The sequence below is a fragment of the Paenibacillus aceris genome (assembly GCF_017874035.1).
Lineage (GTDB): Bacteria > Bacillota > Bacilli > Paenibacillales > NBRC-103111 > Paenibacillus_E > Paenibacillus_E aceris.
In genome coordinates this window covers 309,272-324,939 of the sequence record NZ_JAGGKV010000001.1, presented here as the reverse complement: position 1 = coordinate 324,939, position 15,668 = coordinate 309,272, and the positions used below count along the sequence as shown (strand labels likewise).

Sequence of the window (15,668 nt, the reverse complement as noted above, 5' to 3'; positions counted from 1 at the left end):
GAAAAATATTACGAATATGCTGGGTACAATGTTTGGCCGTGACAAAGTAAATGTAAGTGTATTCTCTACCATGAACTTTGATCAAAAGAAGAGCAAAGAACAGCTTGTCTCTGCGCCAAATCAAGTGGACCAAAAAGGTCTGGAAATTTCTTTACAAGAAGCCAGCGAATCTTATCAAAATAACGGAACGGATACGGGCGGTGTTCCCGGTACTGGTACGACAGACGTCCCAGGATATCCAGGTTCATCCAATTCCGGCAAGTCAAACACCGAGAAGAACAGTAAGACCGTAAATTACGAAGTAAATCGAATTACGAACGACATCGTTTCTACGCCCTATGTTGTGAAAGATTTAAGTATTAATGTAGGAATTGAACCGCCGGTCAAAGATGATCCAACTTCATTGACAGCTGAAACTAAAACTGCGGTGCAAAACGCATTAGTTAATATCGTAAGAACAGCACTTGCAGATAATAAGGTTACATATACGGACGATGAGCTGCAGAAAAAAGTTACGGTTCTAGCACATTCTTTTGCAAGACCTGCGGATACATTTGCTTCCAAGACTACAACGTACATGACTTATGCTGGATTGGCATTAGCGGCACTAGCTATTGGGGCGATTGCAGGATTTGCAATTAGAAGACGCAAAAAAGCGGCACAGCAAAAATTGATGGAGCAAGATCTGAACATTGCTGCTAGCAAAGCGGAACTTCCAACGATTGATATTGAAAATGTAACTAATGACAATCAAGTACGTAAGCAGTTAGAAACTCTTGCGAAAAAGCGACCAGAAGACTTTGTCAATCTGCTTCGTACTTGGTTAGTAGACGAATAGAGGTGCGCTTGTATGGCCAAAGCTGCTCTAAACGGGTTAACCGGACGACAAAAGGCAGCCATTCTTTTGATCAGTTTAGGCCCTGAGGTATCTGCTCAAATATTCAAACACTTGCGAGAAGAAGAAATTGAGCAGTTAACACTAGAAATTGCGAATGTTCGAAAAGTAGATTCATACGAAAAAGAATCTATCCTGTCTGAATTCCATCAAATCTGCCTTGCACAAGAATTCATTTCTCAAGGCGGTATTGCCTACGCCAAAGATATTTTGGAGAAGGCTCTTGGATCACAGAAAGCGCTCGATATTATTAATCGCTTGACAGCCACACTGCAAGTAAGACCGTTCGACTTTGCACGAAAAGCAGATCCTGCTCAAATTCTTAACTTTATTCAAAATGAGAATTCGCAAACCATCGCTCTAGTCTTATCTTATTTACAAGCCGATCAAGCTTCAATCATTTTGTCTTCATTGCCTCAAGAGAAGCAAGCGGACGTTGCGAAACGTATCGCGCTGATGGATAGCACTTCACCAGAAGTGATTAGTCAAGTTGAACGTGTTCTTGAACAAAAGCTTTCCTCTACGGTTACTCAGGACTATACAAATGCTGGAGGCATTGCTTCTATCGTTCAAATTTTGAACGGTGTTGATAGAGGGACGGAGCGTACCATTCTCGATTCTCTCGAAATTCAAGATCCTGAACTTGCTGAAGAAATTAAGAAACGGATGTTTGTATTCGAAGACATTGTCAATATTGACAATCGTTCCATCCAGCGAATTATTCGTGATATTGAAAATGCCGATTTGCAGCTTGCACTTAAAGTTGCGAGTGAAGAAGTTCGTGATGTTTTATTTAAAAACATGTCTAAACGTATGGCTGAAACGTTCAAGGAAGAAATGGAATTCATGGGTCCAGTTCGTTTGCGTGACGTTGAAGAAGCCCAAACCAGAATTGTTGCTACAATCCGCCGCTTAGAGGAATCAGGTGAAATCATCATTGCACGTGGTGGGGGAGACGATATCATTGTCTAATGTCATTAAATCATTCGCTTATTACGCCTTGGATGATAAGAAATTAGTTGAAACGAGTACGCAGTTTCAATTTCTTAATGATCATGATGCTAGCCAACAGCTTACTCCTGAACAACAGCAGGAACTAACAGAAGCAACGAATTTGAAGGATCAAATTCTTCAAGACGCTGAATCTTTTGCAAATGAGCAGATTCAACAAGCTATGCAGGAATGCACGGCACTTCGCGATCAGACGCAAGAAGAAATCAATGCCTGGTGGCAAACTCGCCGTGCCGAGGATGAGGAGCATGTCGCCTTATCGAGACAGTCTGGCTTTGATGAAGGTTACCAACAAGGAATTGTTCATGCTGAAGAAGTGCTTAGACAGGAGTACAGTGAAATGCTTACGGAAGCTCAAGATGTTCTTGATCAAGCTTATCAACTTAAGCAGCAGATCATCCAAGAATCCGAGCCATTTTTGATTGAGCTAAGTACATCCATCGCTGAGAAAGTGATTGGTCGACAATTAACTTTGAATCCAGAATGGGTTATCGAATTAATTCAAACTGTACTATCGCGGAGACGAGAAAAAGGAATCATTGCATTATGTGTTGCACCTTCACAATTCGCTTACATACAAGATGCACGAGAAGAACTGCTAACCTCCATAGATTCACAGGCTGAGCTGCAAATTATTCCGGATTCCACAGTGCAAGATCGCGGATGTGTGATACGTTCTTCTTTTGGGAGCATTGATGCCAGAATTGATACGCAGTTGAAAGAGATTAAATCTGCACTACAGCAGTTGGCCACTCAAAGTGAGGGACTGAGAAGATGAACAACGCGCTGCCTAAAGCTGATAAGTACAAAGAGCATCTGAATACCATTGACCCGATTCGTGTTAACGGAAAAGTAACGCAAGTAATCGGCTTGACCGTTGAATCAGAAGGTCCAGATGTGAGTATTGGCGATCTATGTTATATATACCCGCACAAATCGAACAAGCCTTTGAAAGCTGAGGTTGTTGGATTTCGCAGCAATAAAGTGGTCTTGATGCCGCTTGGCGATTTGGATTCCATTGGACCTGGATGTGATGTCGTTGGAACCGGAAAACCACTAACTGTACAAGTAGGACATGAACTGCTTGGTAAAGTGTTAGATGGATTAGGTCAACCGTTGGATGGTTCTTTCCTGCCTTCCAGAATGGCTCAATATTCAACGAATAATGCGCCGGGTAACCCGCTTTCCCGCCCGCGCGTGTTGAATCCAATCTCCGTAGGTGTCCGCTGTATCGATGGTTTGTTGACGATCGGTAAAGGCCAGCGCGTCGGTATTTTTGCCGGATCTGGTGTCGGAAAGAGTACGCTGATGGGAATGATTGCTCGTAATACATCTGCAGATGTAAACGTGATTGCTCTCATTGGTGAGCGGGGCAGAGAAGTCTTAGACTTCATCGAAAGAGATTTAGGTCCAGAAGGACTTGCAAGATCTGTAGTCATCGTGGCTACGTCAGATCAGCCTGCACTCATTCGTATTAAAGGCGCCATGATTGCAACAAGCATTGCCGAGTACTTTCGAGATCGCGGTCTAAATGTGATGATGATGATGGATTCCGTTACCCGGTTCGCGATGGCGCAGCGTGAAGTTGGCCTTGCCGTTGGGGAGCCGCCAGCAACGCGCGGTTATACGCCTTCGGTTTTTGCCTTGCTTCCGCGATTGTTGGAGCGTTCTGGTACAGGGCCAAAAGGATCCATAACTGCCTTTTACACGGTGTTAGTAGATGGTGACGACATGAATGAGCCGATCGCTGATGCGGTGCGGGGGATTTTGGATGGACACATTGTCCTGAACCGCAACATTGCAAACAAAGGTCATTACCCGGCCATCGATGTATTGTCCAGTGTAAGTCGTGTGATGAAGGAAATTGTTCCTACTGAACATATGGAAGCTGCTGATTACTTAAAGCGACTTCTCTCTATATATAAAGATTCGGAAGACCTTATTAATATCGGGGCGTACCAAAAAGGTTCTAATCCAAATATTGATGTTGCCATGGATCATATTGAAGCTATTTGGGACTTCACGAAGCAAAAAACAAGCGAAAAGCTAACCTATGAAGAAGCCCAAGAACGTTTGATTCAAGAATTTTATATGGGATGAGGGTCCTGAATGCATTTTCGGTATTCGTTTCAGCAAATTGTCAATTTGAAAAATAATGAACGAACTCAGGCAGAGTGGGTTTTATCTGAGGCAATGGGTCAACTCAGGAATGAAGAAACGAGTTTGCATGGATTGTTTGAGCAAAAAGAGAAGCTACACGAGGAAATGGTGACTGTATCTGGCGATTCGGTTTCCATTGCAAAGATGTTGATGCTGCAGACCTATATGAATCATGTAGATCAACAAATTGCACGTAAGCATCAGGATGTGCAGCAAGCGAAACATGTCGTGCTCAAAAAACAGGAGCATCTGTCGGAAAGAATGATTGATGAAAAGGTTTGGACGAAGGCTAGAGAGAAGGCATTCAGCCAATTTCAATCCTTTGTTGCAAAAAAGGAGCAAGATGCTCTGGATGAGATGGCAACAAACCGGTTCAAACGACTCTCGTATTGAGAAGGTAAAGGAGGTACAAGGAGATGGCCGATACAAGCATGGAAGGTGTATCTTATAGTGCGCTGGAGCGGTTTCTGATATGGTTTGTCATCCCCTTTGTGTTTACGGCTGTCCTGCTCTTCGTGTTGCTGTCAATCTTTGATTATGATATCAAGAGCAGTATTCAGAAAGCATTACATAACACACCGGTAATCGGAGCAATCGTGCCTGCACCCAAGGAAAAAAGTGTTGTAAGCGGCTCAGGTAAAGAGGCAACTCCTGAACAAAGCATCAAAACCAAAGACGAAGAGATAACGAAGTTGAATGCTAAATTGGCAGAACTTCAATCCGCTTTGCAGAAAGCAGAATCAACAACAGAGCAAAAGGACCAATCTCTCAAAGATTCAGAAGCGAAAATCACAGAGCTTGAAGAAAAACTGAAAGACAAGATGCAAACAGAAGAAGAGTATGCGAATCAGATAACGCAGCTTGCCAATATGTATGCAAAAATGACACCAAGCAAAGCTGCTCCTATCATGGAGGCATTAACACCGAAAGAAATGGTGCTTATATTCTCAATGATGAAGGCGGATAGCCGAGGAGCTATTCTTGAAAAAATGAGCGCTGCTAAAGCGGCGGAAGCTTCCATGGGGCTTAAAGACATTGTTCCTGTTCGGGATAAAGAAATTGCCGCATTGCAAGAAAGATTAGCTACGAACGGAGCTAATACGGCGAAAGCAACGACCTCGGTCAGTAAATCCGATTTAGGTCAAACTTTTGCTAATATGACTCCCAAAAGTGCTTCGAACGTGCTAATCGAGATGAACAAATCTAATCCTGAGAAAGTGTTATCTATCCTCAGTGGCATGGATAACGCTTCCCGATCCAAAGTGATGTCGGCATTATCGGATGCGAATAAGGAAATTGCTGCATCGATTTCAGCTAAACTTGTTCAGTAACGTTTGACGGATGTCATGGAAGGAGGTGAAATAAATAATGGATATACAAATCCAGACAGTGCCTACTGCAAATCCAGTTTCATCTTCAAACAATAAGGCGGTTGCCTCAGGAACAACTTCAAAGGACGGTTTTACTGACGTATTGAGCCAGAAGTCGCAAGATACTTCTTCAGACGAAAGTACGAATGCATCTGACCCGGCACTTTCCTTAAGCATGCTGCTCCAAATGCTTCAGAGTTTAGTAGCGCCTGTGCAAGGAGCAACGGTTCAAGATGCAAAGCCGGAGGAGCAGACTCTTCCTGAAGTAGTTCTGGAGGCAATGAACAGCAATCCAGGACTAGCTGAGCAGTTATTGCAGGATCCTAAAGTCCAGAAGTGGTTTGAAGAAGCACAGCAGCTACTACAAACACTTGGTGGAGCTCAATCAATTCCTGCTGCTGCCTTTTCAAGTTCATTAAAGCTTCAATCAACTGAGGTTTCTAGTTTACAAGCGCAGAATACGCTGCTTTCACTAGTATCTCTGTCCAAGCAGCAACCAGACAATCCAATTATGAAGTTTTTGAATCAAGGTTTACAGAATGTCACCCAACCATTGCTGCCAGAGTTGATGGTGGGAAGCCGAAAAGCAACTCAACAGAATTTTGAAAGCATGAACGCGGCGACAATGGTACAACCTACAAAGTCAAAGCTCGAGCTTCTTGCTATGAAGAATGTTCACCTCGCGCCTAATGTTGATCCAATTTCTCCTTCTGGGGATTCATTGCTAAATTTAGTCGATTTGCCGACTGAAGCTGAAGCGGCTCCTAACACAGTAGTCACGATTGCGGATATGCAGAGAGCGCAGCAAGCTCCGACTGTTGTTGATAAAACAACAATTTCGACAGTTAATGCATCTAATTTTGCTGAAGAAATGACTACGCATGTGCTGAAGAACATGAAAATTACTTTGGCTGACGGTTTTTCTGAAGCTAAGCTTTCCTTGTTCCCTAAGAATTTAGGGCACGTTGATGTGAGAATTTCGATGCATGATGGCCAATTAATTGCCCAGTTCGCTGCCGATTCTTTAGCCGCTAAACAAATGTTAGAAAATCAGCTGCCACAGCTGAGACAAGCGCTTCAATTACAAGGTTTGCAAGTTGAAAAGCTTGAAGTAACTCAAAATCAAAATATGCAATCCAGTTTGTTCCAGGAACAACGCCAACAGCAAGCTTTTGGTCAATCCCAACGCCAAAATAAGAATAGTTCTTCCGGCAACAGCTATGACGTTGAATCAGTAGATTTTGATCAAGAAATGGATACTTCGGTACAAGCCAGACCGGCGATTCATGGAAATTCCTTTGACGTAACTGCCTAATAACTAGCCCATGTGATGCAGTTGGAGGTGAAAGTATGGCTACTAGTCCGATCGTAGGTAATGTTTCGGATATAATCAATACTGGGAAAAATGCCAAGACAAAAGAAAAAGACAACAATACATTGGGGAAAGATGATTTCCTTAAGATCTTGATCACACAATTGCAAAATCAGGATCCAACACAGCCTTTACAAGACAAAGAGTTTATTGCCCAGATGGCGCAATTTACTTCCGTAGAGCAGTTGACGAATATGGCTGGAGAAATGAAGCTGATGCGTCAATCACTTGGATTTGTTTCAGGATTGATCGGTAAATCGATCACTTGGGATGAAACGGATTCTTCCGGAGCTAGCGTTGAAAAGTCAGGCGTTGTAGATTCCATCTCGTTCAAAGACGGCAATCAATTTGCCAATGTGAAGGGAGTGGAAATTTCTTTGGACAAGCTCAAGAAAATTGAGGATGTCGGAGAAAGCCAATGACAGAGAGAATATCCATAGGGCAGCTTTATCCTAATGCGGTTTCTCCTGCGTCTACGAGACGAACACCTGTACAGCAGCCGGCAACCACATCCGGTAATCCTATGTTTCAAAAACTTCTTCAGGAGCAATTTGTTCGTTTCAGTCACCATGCGGAAGTTCGGCTGAAGGAGAGAGGCATTCAGTTAAAGCCCGATCAATTAGATAAGCTTAGCAAAGCAATCGATAAGGTTGCAGCTAAGGGAGCTAAAGATGCCCTAATGGTTATTGGCGGAAATGCATTAATCGTCAATGTTCCAAACCGAACCGTTGTGACGGCACTTGACGGAAATGCCATGAGTGATCATGTTTTCACACAGATCGACAGTGCAATGATTATTTCTTCTTAATCAGGCTCGACCGCTTTCGGAAGCCTGGAGCTGTGGAACGATGGAAGCAGCTCATGAAGTAAGTATTTTAATCCGATTAGGAGGCTAGTAAGATGTTAAGATCTTTATACTCTGGTGTTTCAGGTATGCGTGGTTTCCAAACTAAATTAGATGTTATCGGTAATAATATCGCAAATGTAAACACTATCGGATTTAAAGGCAGCCGCGTTATGTTTAAAGACGTTCTTAGCCAAACGGTATCTGGCGTAAGTGCAGCTGATGAGAACCGTGGTGGTGTGAATGCTCAACAAGTTGGTTTAGGCGTGAGTTTGGCTTCAATCGACACCGTACATACAGCAGGAAGTGCGATGACTACGAACGTTGTTACGGATTTACGTATTAACGGTGATGGGTTTTTCGCAGTTGGAACTACCGAGCAAACAGATGCGCCTTACTTGACTAGATCAGGAAACTTCACCTTAGATGCTTCTAGAAACCTTGTTAATGCTGACGGACTTCATGTCATGGGTGCGGATGGCGCAGGGCCGATCGTTATCCCGGATGATATCGTCTCATTCTCAATCGCACAAAACGGTGACATTATCGGGATTGATTCTACGGGTGCAACGGTTACGACAGGTCAAAAAGTCGGTGTAGTCAAAGTCGTTAACCCTTCGGGCCTTGAGAAAATTGGCGGCAATTTGTATCGTATGACGGCGAATGCTAATCCTGAGGGTGCGCTTGAAGTTGGAGCTCCAGGCAATACAGAAACGGGAACAGGAACATTGATTTCTGGTCAACTGGAAATGTCCAATGTAGATTTAACAGGTGAATTCACTGAGATGATTATTGCGCAGCGTGGCTTCCAAGCTAACTCTCGCATCATCACAACTTCAGATGAAGTGCTTCAAGAAGTTGTAAATCTTAAACGATAATTTTGGTTAAAAAGACAGAGGGGGGCTAGTCTCCCCTTATCCTGATGCAGGAGGAGAATGATGATTTCTCTCACTCGTTTAAATGGTAAAGCCATAATCCTTAATGCTATTTTGATTGAATTGATTGAAGAAACGCCAGACACCATGATTACGTTGACCACGGGCAAGAAAATCACGGTTCTTGAAAAGGCAGAGGTTGTGGTAAGTTTAGTGCGGACCTACATGCAGGAAATTGGCTCGGTGCGATCGACAATTATGTCAAGGGATGCGGAGGGTTCGTAATTGTTTAAGAACAAAATTTTCATACTCATTGTTTCTATTTTAATTGCAATCACGTTGATTTTGACAGCAGCTTTTGTTTTGTGGAATTTTATGGAGAAGAACAATGAATCCAAGGATCCCTCGGTACAAGCTCAGGATGCTGCTGCAAGTGTAAAGCCGACGAAAGCACCTTCCGCCGAAGCGGTGAAAGCAAACACGGCTATCATCAAAGATATTTTGACAAATTTATCAGGCAGTCAAAACTTCATTAAAATTAGTTTCGCTTTTGAATTAGAGAACTCTAAGGGTAAGACGGAATTCGACAGCTTATTGGACTCTGCAGTGAAAGGCACAATCGTACAAACACTGGGAGATCTCACAAAGGAACAAATTGAAGGAAGTAAGGGGTCCGACAATTTGACTTCTACGCTAATGAACAAGCTAAACCCACTGCTTCACGCGGGTAAAATTAAACAAATTTGGATAACTGATAAAGTGCTTCAATAAACTCGCTATTGATTTTGCTAAAAGGAGGTGACTCTAATGGTTGATGTTTTGTCGCAAAATGAGATCGATGCTTTGTTAGCGGCATTGTCCTCTGGCGAAATGGATGCGGATGAACTTAAAAAAGAAGAGACACAGAAGAAAGTAAGGGCTTATGATTTTAAGAGAGCAGTTCGCTTCTCTAAGGACCATATTCGTAGTTTAACTAGGATTCACGAGAACTTTGCACGATTTTTAACCACTTATTTCTCGGCTCAGCTTCGTACGTTCGTACAGATTAGTGTAGTTCAGGTTGAACAACTGCCTTACGATGAATTTATTCGTTCGATCCCGAAAATGACCATTTTGAACATCTTTGAAGCGGAGCCTTTAGAGGGTCGAATGGTGCTTGAGGTTCATCCCAATGTTGCATTTGCGATGTTAGACCGTTTGTTAGGCGGGGCTGGGACAACGCCTACGAAGATTAATGCTTTAACTGAGATTGAAACCATTGTGATGGAACGGATTTTTAGTCGTGCATTCGACAGCCTGCAAGAGGCTTGGAAAACAGTTATCGATATTCAGCCTAGATTAGAGGCACTTGAAACGAATCCACAGTTTATGCAGATTGTTTCTCCTAATGAAACGATCGCACTAATCTCATTAAGTACCAAAATTGGTGATACGACAGGGATGATTAATCTATGTATTCCACACGTAGTCATCGAACCGATTATGCCTCGACTTTCTGTGCATCATTGGTTTGTTTCACAGAAAAAGACGAGAGCTCCTGAAGAAGTGGAAGCACTTCAATCCCGCTTGGAAAAAACCAAGCTTCCTCTCATTGCAGAATTGGGTTCGTCGGAAATTTCCATTCGAGATTTCCTTGGCTTAACAGTCGGCGATGTTATCCCTCTGCAAAAATCCGTCGAAGATTCGCTTCAAGTCAAAGTGGGCGAGAAGCTGAAATATCTCGGAAGCCCTGGTACCTTAAAAGGAAAGATGGCTGTACAAATTACAGATATCGTAAATGAAGGAGAAGAAGATTATGACGAATAACAGAGATTATTTGTCCCAGGAAGAGATTGATGCTTTGCTGAGACAGTCTTCGGACGATAGTTCAGCCTCTTCTTTTCAAGGGCCTCCTCAAGTTGAAGATTTTTTATCTTCATTAGAACAAGATGCACTTGGTGAAATTGGTAACATCACATTCGGAAGCGCAGCTACTGCACTTTCTACCTTGCTAGGTAAAAAAGTAGATATCACGACGCCTAAGGTATCAATTATCAGTAAAGATCAATTGCAAGAGCAGTTTCCAAGACCGCATGTTGCAGTGCATGTCAACTACGTGGATGGCTTCGATGGCATTAACTTGCTAGTTATCAAAACGCGCGATGCCCAAGTCATTGCTGATTTAATGATGGGTGGTGACGGAACTGGCGGAGATGAAAATCTTAGCGAAATTCACATTAGCGCCGTGCAAGAAGCGATGAATCAAATGATGGGGTCTTCGGCAACGTCGATGTCTACCATATTTAATCGATTTGTCAACATTTCTCCCCCGGGAATCGACATATTAAATTTGTCGAAAGGAGAAGGAAAACTACCCGACGAGGACGTATTTATAAAGATATCGTTCCGACTAATCATTGGCGACCTTATTGATTCTAATATCATGCAATTATTACCTGTTCCTTTCGCCAAAGAAATGGTATCGATCCTTATGGGCGGTGACTCTGATTCTTCGATGGAAGTTGCTCCTGCTGCTCAAGCACCGGCTCCTTCACCTGTGCCTATGCAAGAAGTACATACACCGCCCCCTGCTGCTGCTCAACCTATGTATGAGCAACCTATGTATCAACAACAACAACAGCAGCCTGTGTATGAACAGCCGATGTATCAACAGCCTATGCAACCACCTATGCAACCGCCGATGGGGCAGCCAATGTACCCGCCGCAACAGCCAATGTATCAGCAGCCACCAGCTGCGTACGGTGGGATGCCTAATCGCAATGTGAATGTACAACCTGTTCAGTTTGGAAATTTACAGACGGGTGCATTAGGTCATGCGGATGATACGAACCTAAATTTACTGTTGGATATACCTCTTAAGGTAACTGTAGAATTAGGTAGAACGCACAAGGTGATTAAAGACATCTTGGAATTGTCCCAAGGATCGATTATCGAATTGGATAAGCTTGCAGGTGAGCCGGTAGACATCTTAGTGAATAATAAGCTGATTGCCAAGGGCGAAGTCGTTGTCATCGATGAAAACTTTGGAGTTCGTGTAACGGACATTGTGAACCAATGGGAACGGATTCAGAAGTTACAATAATTTAATTTTAGGGGGACTTTATTCATGGCTAACCGTATTCTGATTGTTGATGATGCTGCATTTATGAGAATGATGATTCGTGATATTTTAACTAAAAATGGTTACGAGGTTTGCGGAGAAGCGAATGATGGTGCACAAGCTATCGAAAAATACAAAGAGTTGAAACCGGATCTGATCACGATGGATATTACAATGCCTGAGATGGACGGAATTCAAGCATTAAAAGAAATTAAAAAAATCGAACCAAACGCGAAAGTGATTATGTGTTCGGCGATGGGACAGCAAGCTATGGTTATCGATGCCATTCAAGCTGGTGCAAAAGACTTCATCGTGAAGCCATTTCAGGCAGACCGTGTTATCGAAGCCATTAAAAAGACTCTGGGTTAAGCCGTCTTATTCGGTCGAGTCTTACATAAGCCGAAAGGGATGTGTCTATGAGAAGACTCCACTCGAAACGATTGCTAGCAGGTTTACTTAGTTTATCGGTTTTGTTGTACACAAAGTCCGTAAGCTATGCCGAAACAGAACCCGGACAAGGTCTTCCAACATCGGATTACCCGGCTACCGATCCAACGGGTACGTTTGGTATGATTTTTAAGGTCATATTTTTCTTGATTTTAATTATTCTTCTTTTCTACGTACTTATTAGGTATGTGGCTAAGAAAAATAAGGGAACAATGTTCGGGAACTCGATTCGTTCTTTAGGTGGAGTTCCCTTAGGCCAAAATAAATCGATCCAAATCGTTGAAATTGGCCATTCGCTCTTCGTGGTTGGCGTCGGAGACAACATTCAACTGCTGGATAAAATCAATGACGCCGATGAAGTAGCCTACATCACTGAGTTGCTGCTAGCTTCTCAGGATGATCGAATGGGGTTCGGAACTGTTAGCAAGTGGATTAGTAAGCTGCCGATGAAAAAGAAAGACATCGAAGAAGAAGTAGAAATTACGTCCACGTTTCAGCAAGTATTTCATGATAAGCTGCAAAAGGTGACAAACCGTAACCGAAATGTAGAAGAGTGGCTTTCTGATCAAAAACAAAAAGATCGGTTGAATGATGAATGAAACGAAATAAATTAGTTCTTACCATTTTGATTGTGCTGATTTCTGTTTTCCTTCTATCTTTGTCAGCATCAGCAGCCGAGACCGACCCTAATAATCCGATTCCAGGATTGAATGTAAATATTGGAACCGGTAGTACTACCGGAGGGTCTTCCAATACAGTAACACTTTTATTGTTATTAACTGTTCTAAGCCTTGCGCCATCTTTTCTTATCCTTATGACAAGTTTTACACGTATTGTCATTGTGTTAGGTTTCGTTCGTACTTCACTTGGAACTCAGCAGATGCCACCTAATCAGGTTCTAATCGGACTCGCTCTGTTTTTAACCTTCTTTATCATGTCTCCAACTCTAGGGGAGGTTAATCAGACGGCACTTCAGCCATATTTAAAGGGTGAAATTAGTCAGACCCAGGCTTTTGATAAGGCATCTCTGCCCATGAAGAAGTTTATGTTCAAACATACGCGTCAGAAGGATTTAAAGTTATTTTTAGATTACACCAAAGCAAAGGCACCAACAGGCGTAGAAGATATTCCGATTACTTCATTAGTTCCAGCTTATGCGATAAGTGAGTTAAAATCTGCTTTCCAAATGGGATTTATGATATTCATTCCGTTCTTAGTCATCGACATGGTAGTATCCAGTACCTTGATGGCGATGGGGATGATGATGTTACCGCCTGTTATGATTTCATTACCGTTTAAGATTCTACTTTTTATTTTGGTAGATGGTTGGTATCTTGTGGTGAGATCATTACTCCTAAGCTATGGTTGACGATCAAGATATCGGAGGTTTCCTAAATGGGTTCGGAATTTGTCATTCGAATTGCCGGTGAAGCTGTTTACACGGTGCTTAAAGCAAGTGCCCCTATGTTAGTTGTCGGGCTAGTTGTGGGTTTGATCGTAAGTATTTTTCAAGCAACAACCCAGATTCAAGAACAAACATTAGCTTTTGTTCCCAAAATCTTGGCTGTGTTGCTTTCCATCCTCATCTTCGGACCATGGATCATGAACACACTGGTTGATTTTACGTTTAATTTACTCAACAACCTTTACAAATTCGTTGGATAGGTTGTGAGCGCGATGACATTAGTTTTTCAGGCTATCCCTATTTTTTTGCTTATCTTTTGTCGAATAACATCATTCTTTGTCGTGGTACCGATTTTATCTTCCAAAAATGTTCCCATGATGTTCAAAATCGGTCTCTCCGTATTCATCTCATTCCTTATATTTGCGAGCATGGGGCTGGATAAACCCATTCCCATGGATGGTGAATATGTTCTTTTGATCATTCGTGAAATGCTGATCGGCATTTTACTTGGATTTCTTGCCTATATCTTTTTTACGGCCGTTCAAATTGCCGGCTCTTTTATGGATATGCAAATCGGCTTTAGTATGGCAAGCGTGATTGACCCTTTGACAGGGACTTCTTCGCCTATGCTAGGTAACCTCAAATATATGATTGCCGTTCTGTTGTTTCTTTCTTTTGACGGTCATCATTATCTCATTAGGGCCATTATGGATAGCTATAAATGGGTGCCACTGGACAATCAGTTGTTTACCCGGATTTATAACGGTCAAATTTCAGATTTTTTGTTTCACTCGTTTGGAAAAATGTTTTATCTTTCCTTCCAACTCGCTGCTCCCGTTATAGCAGCCCTTTTTTTGACGGATTTAGGCTTAGGACTTTTAACGAGGGTGGCTCCGCAATTTAATATTTTCGTCATTGGAGCACCGCTCAAAATGATTCTGGGCTTTTTCTTGCTTGTTGTCTTATTCCCGGAATTAATATCGCAATTTCAATATTTATTCTCAACTATTTTCGATAGCATGGAGAAGCTGCTTGGGCTCATTAGCGGAACACAGCAACCATCTCCCTAAGTAGGAGGAAAGCCGTGTCCCAACAACTTCGTTTAAAGCTTGATTTGCAATGGTTTGCAGGGGAAAAGACGGAACCTGCTACGGCGAAGAAAAGGCAGGAAGCACGCAAAAAAGGTCAGGTTGCGAAAAGCATGGACTTGCCCGCGGCACTCATTTTACTCTTTTCGTTCTTGTCCTTCCTCATGTTTGGCGGCTACATGAAAGAGAAGATAGTCAACATGTTTCGGAACATATATGAGAATCAACTGACGATGGATGTTACCGCAGGCAATGTTCAAGGCCTTTACGTAGATTTACTCAAGCAAGGGTTGTTTATTTTAGGGCCGATTTTTATCCTTGTTGTTATCATTGCTTTTATCGGGAACTATGCGCAGATTGGATTTTTGTTCATCGGCGAGCCTTTAATGATGAAATTCAACAAGATTAACCCTCTAGAAGGGTTTAAGCGGATTTTTTCCTTACGGACGGTCATGGATTTTTTGAAGTCTACTTTAAAAATGACGATTATCGGCTATGTGGTATACACAACTTTAATGGGAGAAAAGGCCAAATTGCTGGGTTTAGGTCATACCCCCTTGGAAAGCACGTTCTCTTTTATCGCTTCGGTCACATTAAAGTTGGGAATTAAAATAGGCGCGGTTCTCATCGTGCTTGCCATTTTTGACTATATGTATCAAAAGTATGAATACGAGAAGAGTCTCAAAATGTCAAAGCAGGACATTAAAGATGAATATAAAAAGAGTGAAGGGGATCCACTCATCAAAGGGAAGATCCGAGCGAAGCAGCGTCAGATGGCGATGCAGCGGATGATGCAAGAAGTTCCCAAGGCGGATGTCATCATTACAAATCCAACGCACTTTGCCGTTGCTTTGAAGTATGATTCCGCGAATATGCAGGCTCCAACCGTTATTGCGAAAGGCGCCGACTACGTTGCTCTGAAAATTAAAGAAGTTGCCAAGAAAAACGGTGTCATGACGATGGAAAATAAACCACTTGCTCGAGCGATCTTTGCCCAGGTGGAAATAGGAGACTCGATTCCGGCTGAGCTGTTCCAGGCTGTCGCAGAAGTATTGGCGTATGTATATAAAATGAAGGGCAAGACGAATTAATAAGAAGGGA

20 protein-coding genes are annotated in these 15,668 nt (G+C 42.5%); all 20 read left to right on the top strand.

Annotated elements, in window-relative coordinates:
* The first annotated feature begins 70 nt into the window (after positions 1-70).
* The 20 genes from J2Z65_RS35120 (at position 71) to flhB (ending at position 15,658) form a co-directional block, all read left to right on the top strand.
* Positions 71-838 carry a flagellar M-ring protein FliF C-terminal domain-containing protein gene (locus tag J2Z65_RS35120; protein ID WP_240159618.1) on the top strand — a complete coding sequence of 256 codons (768 nt, stop codon included), beginning with the start codon at positions 71-73 and terminating at the stop codon, positions 836-838.
* A gap of 12 nt (positions 839-850) precedes the next feature.
* Positions 851-1,867, top strand: coding sequence for a flagellar motor switch protein FliG (gene fliG, locus J2Z65_RS01500; protein ID WP_167056160.1), 1,017 nt, complete (start codon positions 851-853; stop codon positions 1,865-1,867).
* The gene (locus J2Z65_RS01495; protein ID WP_167056163.1) at positions 1,860-2,684 is read left to right on the top strand and encodes a FliH/SctL family protein; all 825 of its coding nucleotides are present in this window, start codon (positions 1,860-1,862) and stop codon (positions 2,682-2,684) included. The genes fliG and J2Z65_RS01495 overlap by 8 nt, the downstream gene beginning before the upstream one ends.
* Complete coding sequence (fliI, locus tag J2Z65_RS01490; protein ID WP_167056166.1) at positions 2,681-4,006, top strand: flagellar protein export ATPase FliI; 1,326 nt, start codon at positions 2,681-2,683, stop codon at positions 4,004-4,006. Before J2Z65_RS01495 ends, fliI begins: the two co-directional genes overlap by 4 nt.
* Before the next feature lie 9 nt (positions 4,007-4,015).
* Positions 4,016-4,459, top strand: a complete 444-nt coding sequence (gene fliJ / locus J2Z65_RS01485) for a flagellar export protein FliJ (RefSeq protein WP_167056169.1) — start codon at positions 4,016-4,018, stop codon at positions 4,457-4,459.
* 23 nt (positions 4,460-4,482) lie between these two features.
* Positions 4,483-5,397 carry a MotE family protein gene (locus J2Z65_RS01480; RefSeq protein ID WP_167056172.1) on the top strand — a complete coding sequence of 305 codons (915 nt, stop codon included), beginning with the start codon at positions 4,483-4,485 and terminating at the stop codon, positions 5,395-5,397.
* 37 nt (positions 5,398-5,434) lie between these two features.
* Positions 5,435-6,751: a flagellar hook-length control protein FliK gene (locus J2Z65_RS01475; RefSeq protein ID WP_167056175.1), complete on the top strand. Its 1,317-nt coding sequence runs from the start codon at positions 5,435-5,437 to the stop codon at positions 6,749-6,751.
* Positions 6,752-6,786: 35 nt separating this feature from the next.
* Positions 6,787-7,230 (top strand): flagellar hook capping FlgD N-terminal domain-containing protein, encoded by a 444-nt coding sequence (locus tag J2Z65_RS01470; protein WP_167056178.1) that lies wholly within the window; start codon positions 6,787-6,789, stop codon positions 7,228-7,230.
* Positions 7,227-7,616 carry a TIGR02530 family flagellar biosynthesis protein gene (locus J2Z65_RS01465; protein ID WP_167056180.1) on the top strand — a complete coding sequence of 130 codons (390 nt, stop codon included), beginning with the start codon at positions 7,227-7,229 and terminating at the stop codon, positions 7,614-7,616. The genes J2Z65_RS01470 and J2Z65_RS01465 overlap by 4 nt, the downstream gene beginning before the upstream one ends.
* 92 nt (positions 7,617-7,708) lie before the next feature.
* Positions 7,709-8,530 (top strand): flagellar basal body rod protein FlgG, encoded by an 822-nt coding sequence (gene flgG / locus J2Z65_RS01460; protein WP_209855689.1) that lies wholly within the window; start codon positions 7,709-7,711, stop codon positions 8,528-8,530.
* A 60-nt stretch (positions 8,531-8,590) separates the two neighbouring features.
* Complete coding sequence (locus J2Z65_RS01455) at positions 8,591-8,812, top strand: flagellar FlbD family protein (RefSeq protein ID WP_167056871.1); 222 nt, start codon at positions 8,591-8,593, stop codon at positions 8,810-8,812.
* Entirely contained in the window at positions 8,813-9,298 is a 486-nt protein-coding gene (locus J2Z65_RS01450) for a flagellar basal body-associated FliL family protein (RefSeq protein ID WP_167056187.1), read from the top strand.
* 36 nt (positions 9,299-9,334) lie between these two features.
* Complete coding sequence (gene fliM, locus J2Z65_RS01445) at positions 9,335-10,333, top strand: flagellar motor switch protein FliM (protein WP_167056190.1); 999 nt, start codon at positions 9,335-9,337, stop codon at positions 10,331-10,333.
* Complete coding sequence (gene fliY / locus J2Z65_RS01440) at positions 10,323-11,609, top strand: flagellar motor switch phosphatase FliY (protein ID WP_167056193.1); 1,287 nt, start codon at positions 10,323-10,325, stop codon at positions 11,607-11,609. Before fliM ends, fliY begins: the two co-directional genes overlap by 11 nt.
* A 24-nt stretch (positions 11,610-11,633) precedes the next feature.
* Complete coding sequence (locus J2Z65_RS01435; RefSeq protein WP_126144987.1) at positions 11,634-11,996, top strand: response regulator; 363 nt, start codon at positions 11,634-11,636, stop codon at positions 11,994-11,996.
* Between the two features lie 47 nt (positions 11,997-12,043).
* Positions 12,044-12,673 carry a flagellar biosynthetic protein FliO gene (locus J2Z65_RS01430; RefSeq protein ID WP_167056196.1) on the top strand — a complete coding sequence of 210 codons (630 nt, stop codon included), beginning with the start codon at positions 12,044-12,046 and terminating at the stop codon, positions 12,671-12,673.
* Complete coding sequence (gene fliP / locus J2Z65_RS01425; RefSeq protein WP_209855685.1) at positions 12,670-13,443, top strand: flagellar type III secretion system pore protein FliP; 774 nt, start codon at positions 12,670-12,672, stop codon at positions 13,441-13,443. Before J2Z65_RS01430 ends, fliP begins: the two co-directional genes overlap by 4 nt.
* Before the next feature lie 26 nt (positions 13,444-13,469).
* The gene (fliQ, locus tag J2Z65_RS01420; protein ID WP_167056199.1) at positions 13,470-13,739 is read left to right on the top strand and encodes a flagellar biosynthesis protein FliQ; all 270 of its coding nucleotides are present in this window, start codon (positions 13,470-13,472) and stop codon (positions 13,737-13,739) included.
* Positions 13,740-13,751: 12 nt separating this feature from the next.
* Positions 13,752-14,549, top strand: coding sequence for a flagellar biosynthetic protein FliR (gene fliR, locus J2Z65_RS01415; RefSeq protein WP_209855682.1), 798 nt, complete (start codon positions 13,752-13,754; stop codon positions 14,547-14,549).
* A 14-nt stretch (positions 14,550-14,563) separates the two neighbouring features.
* On the top strand, positions 14,564-15,658 hold the full coding sequence (gene flhB, locus J2Z65_RS01410; RefSeq protein ID WP_167056206.1) for a flagellar biosynthesis protein FlhB: 1,095 nt from the start codon (positions 14,564-14,566) through the stop codon (positions 15,656-15,658).
* Positions 15,659-15,668 lie beyond the last annotated feature (10 nt).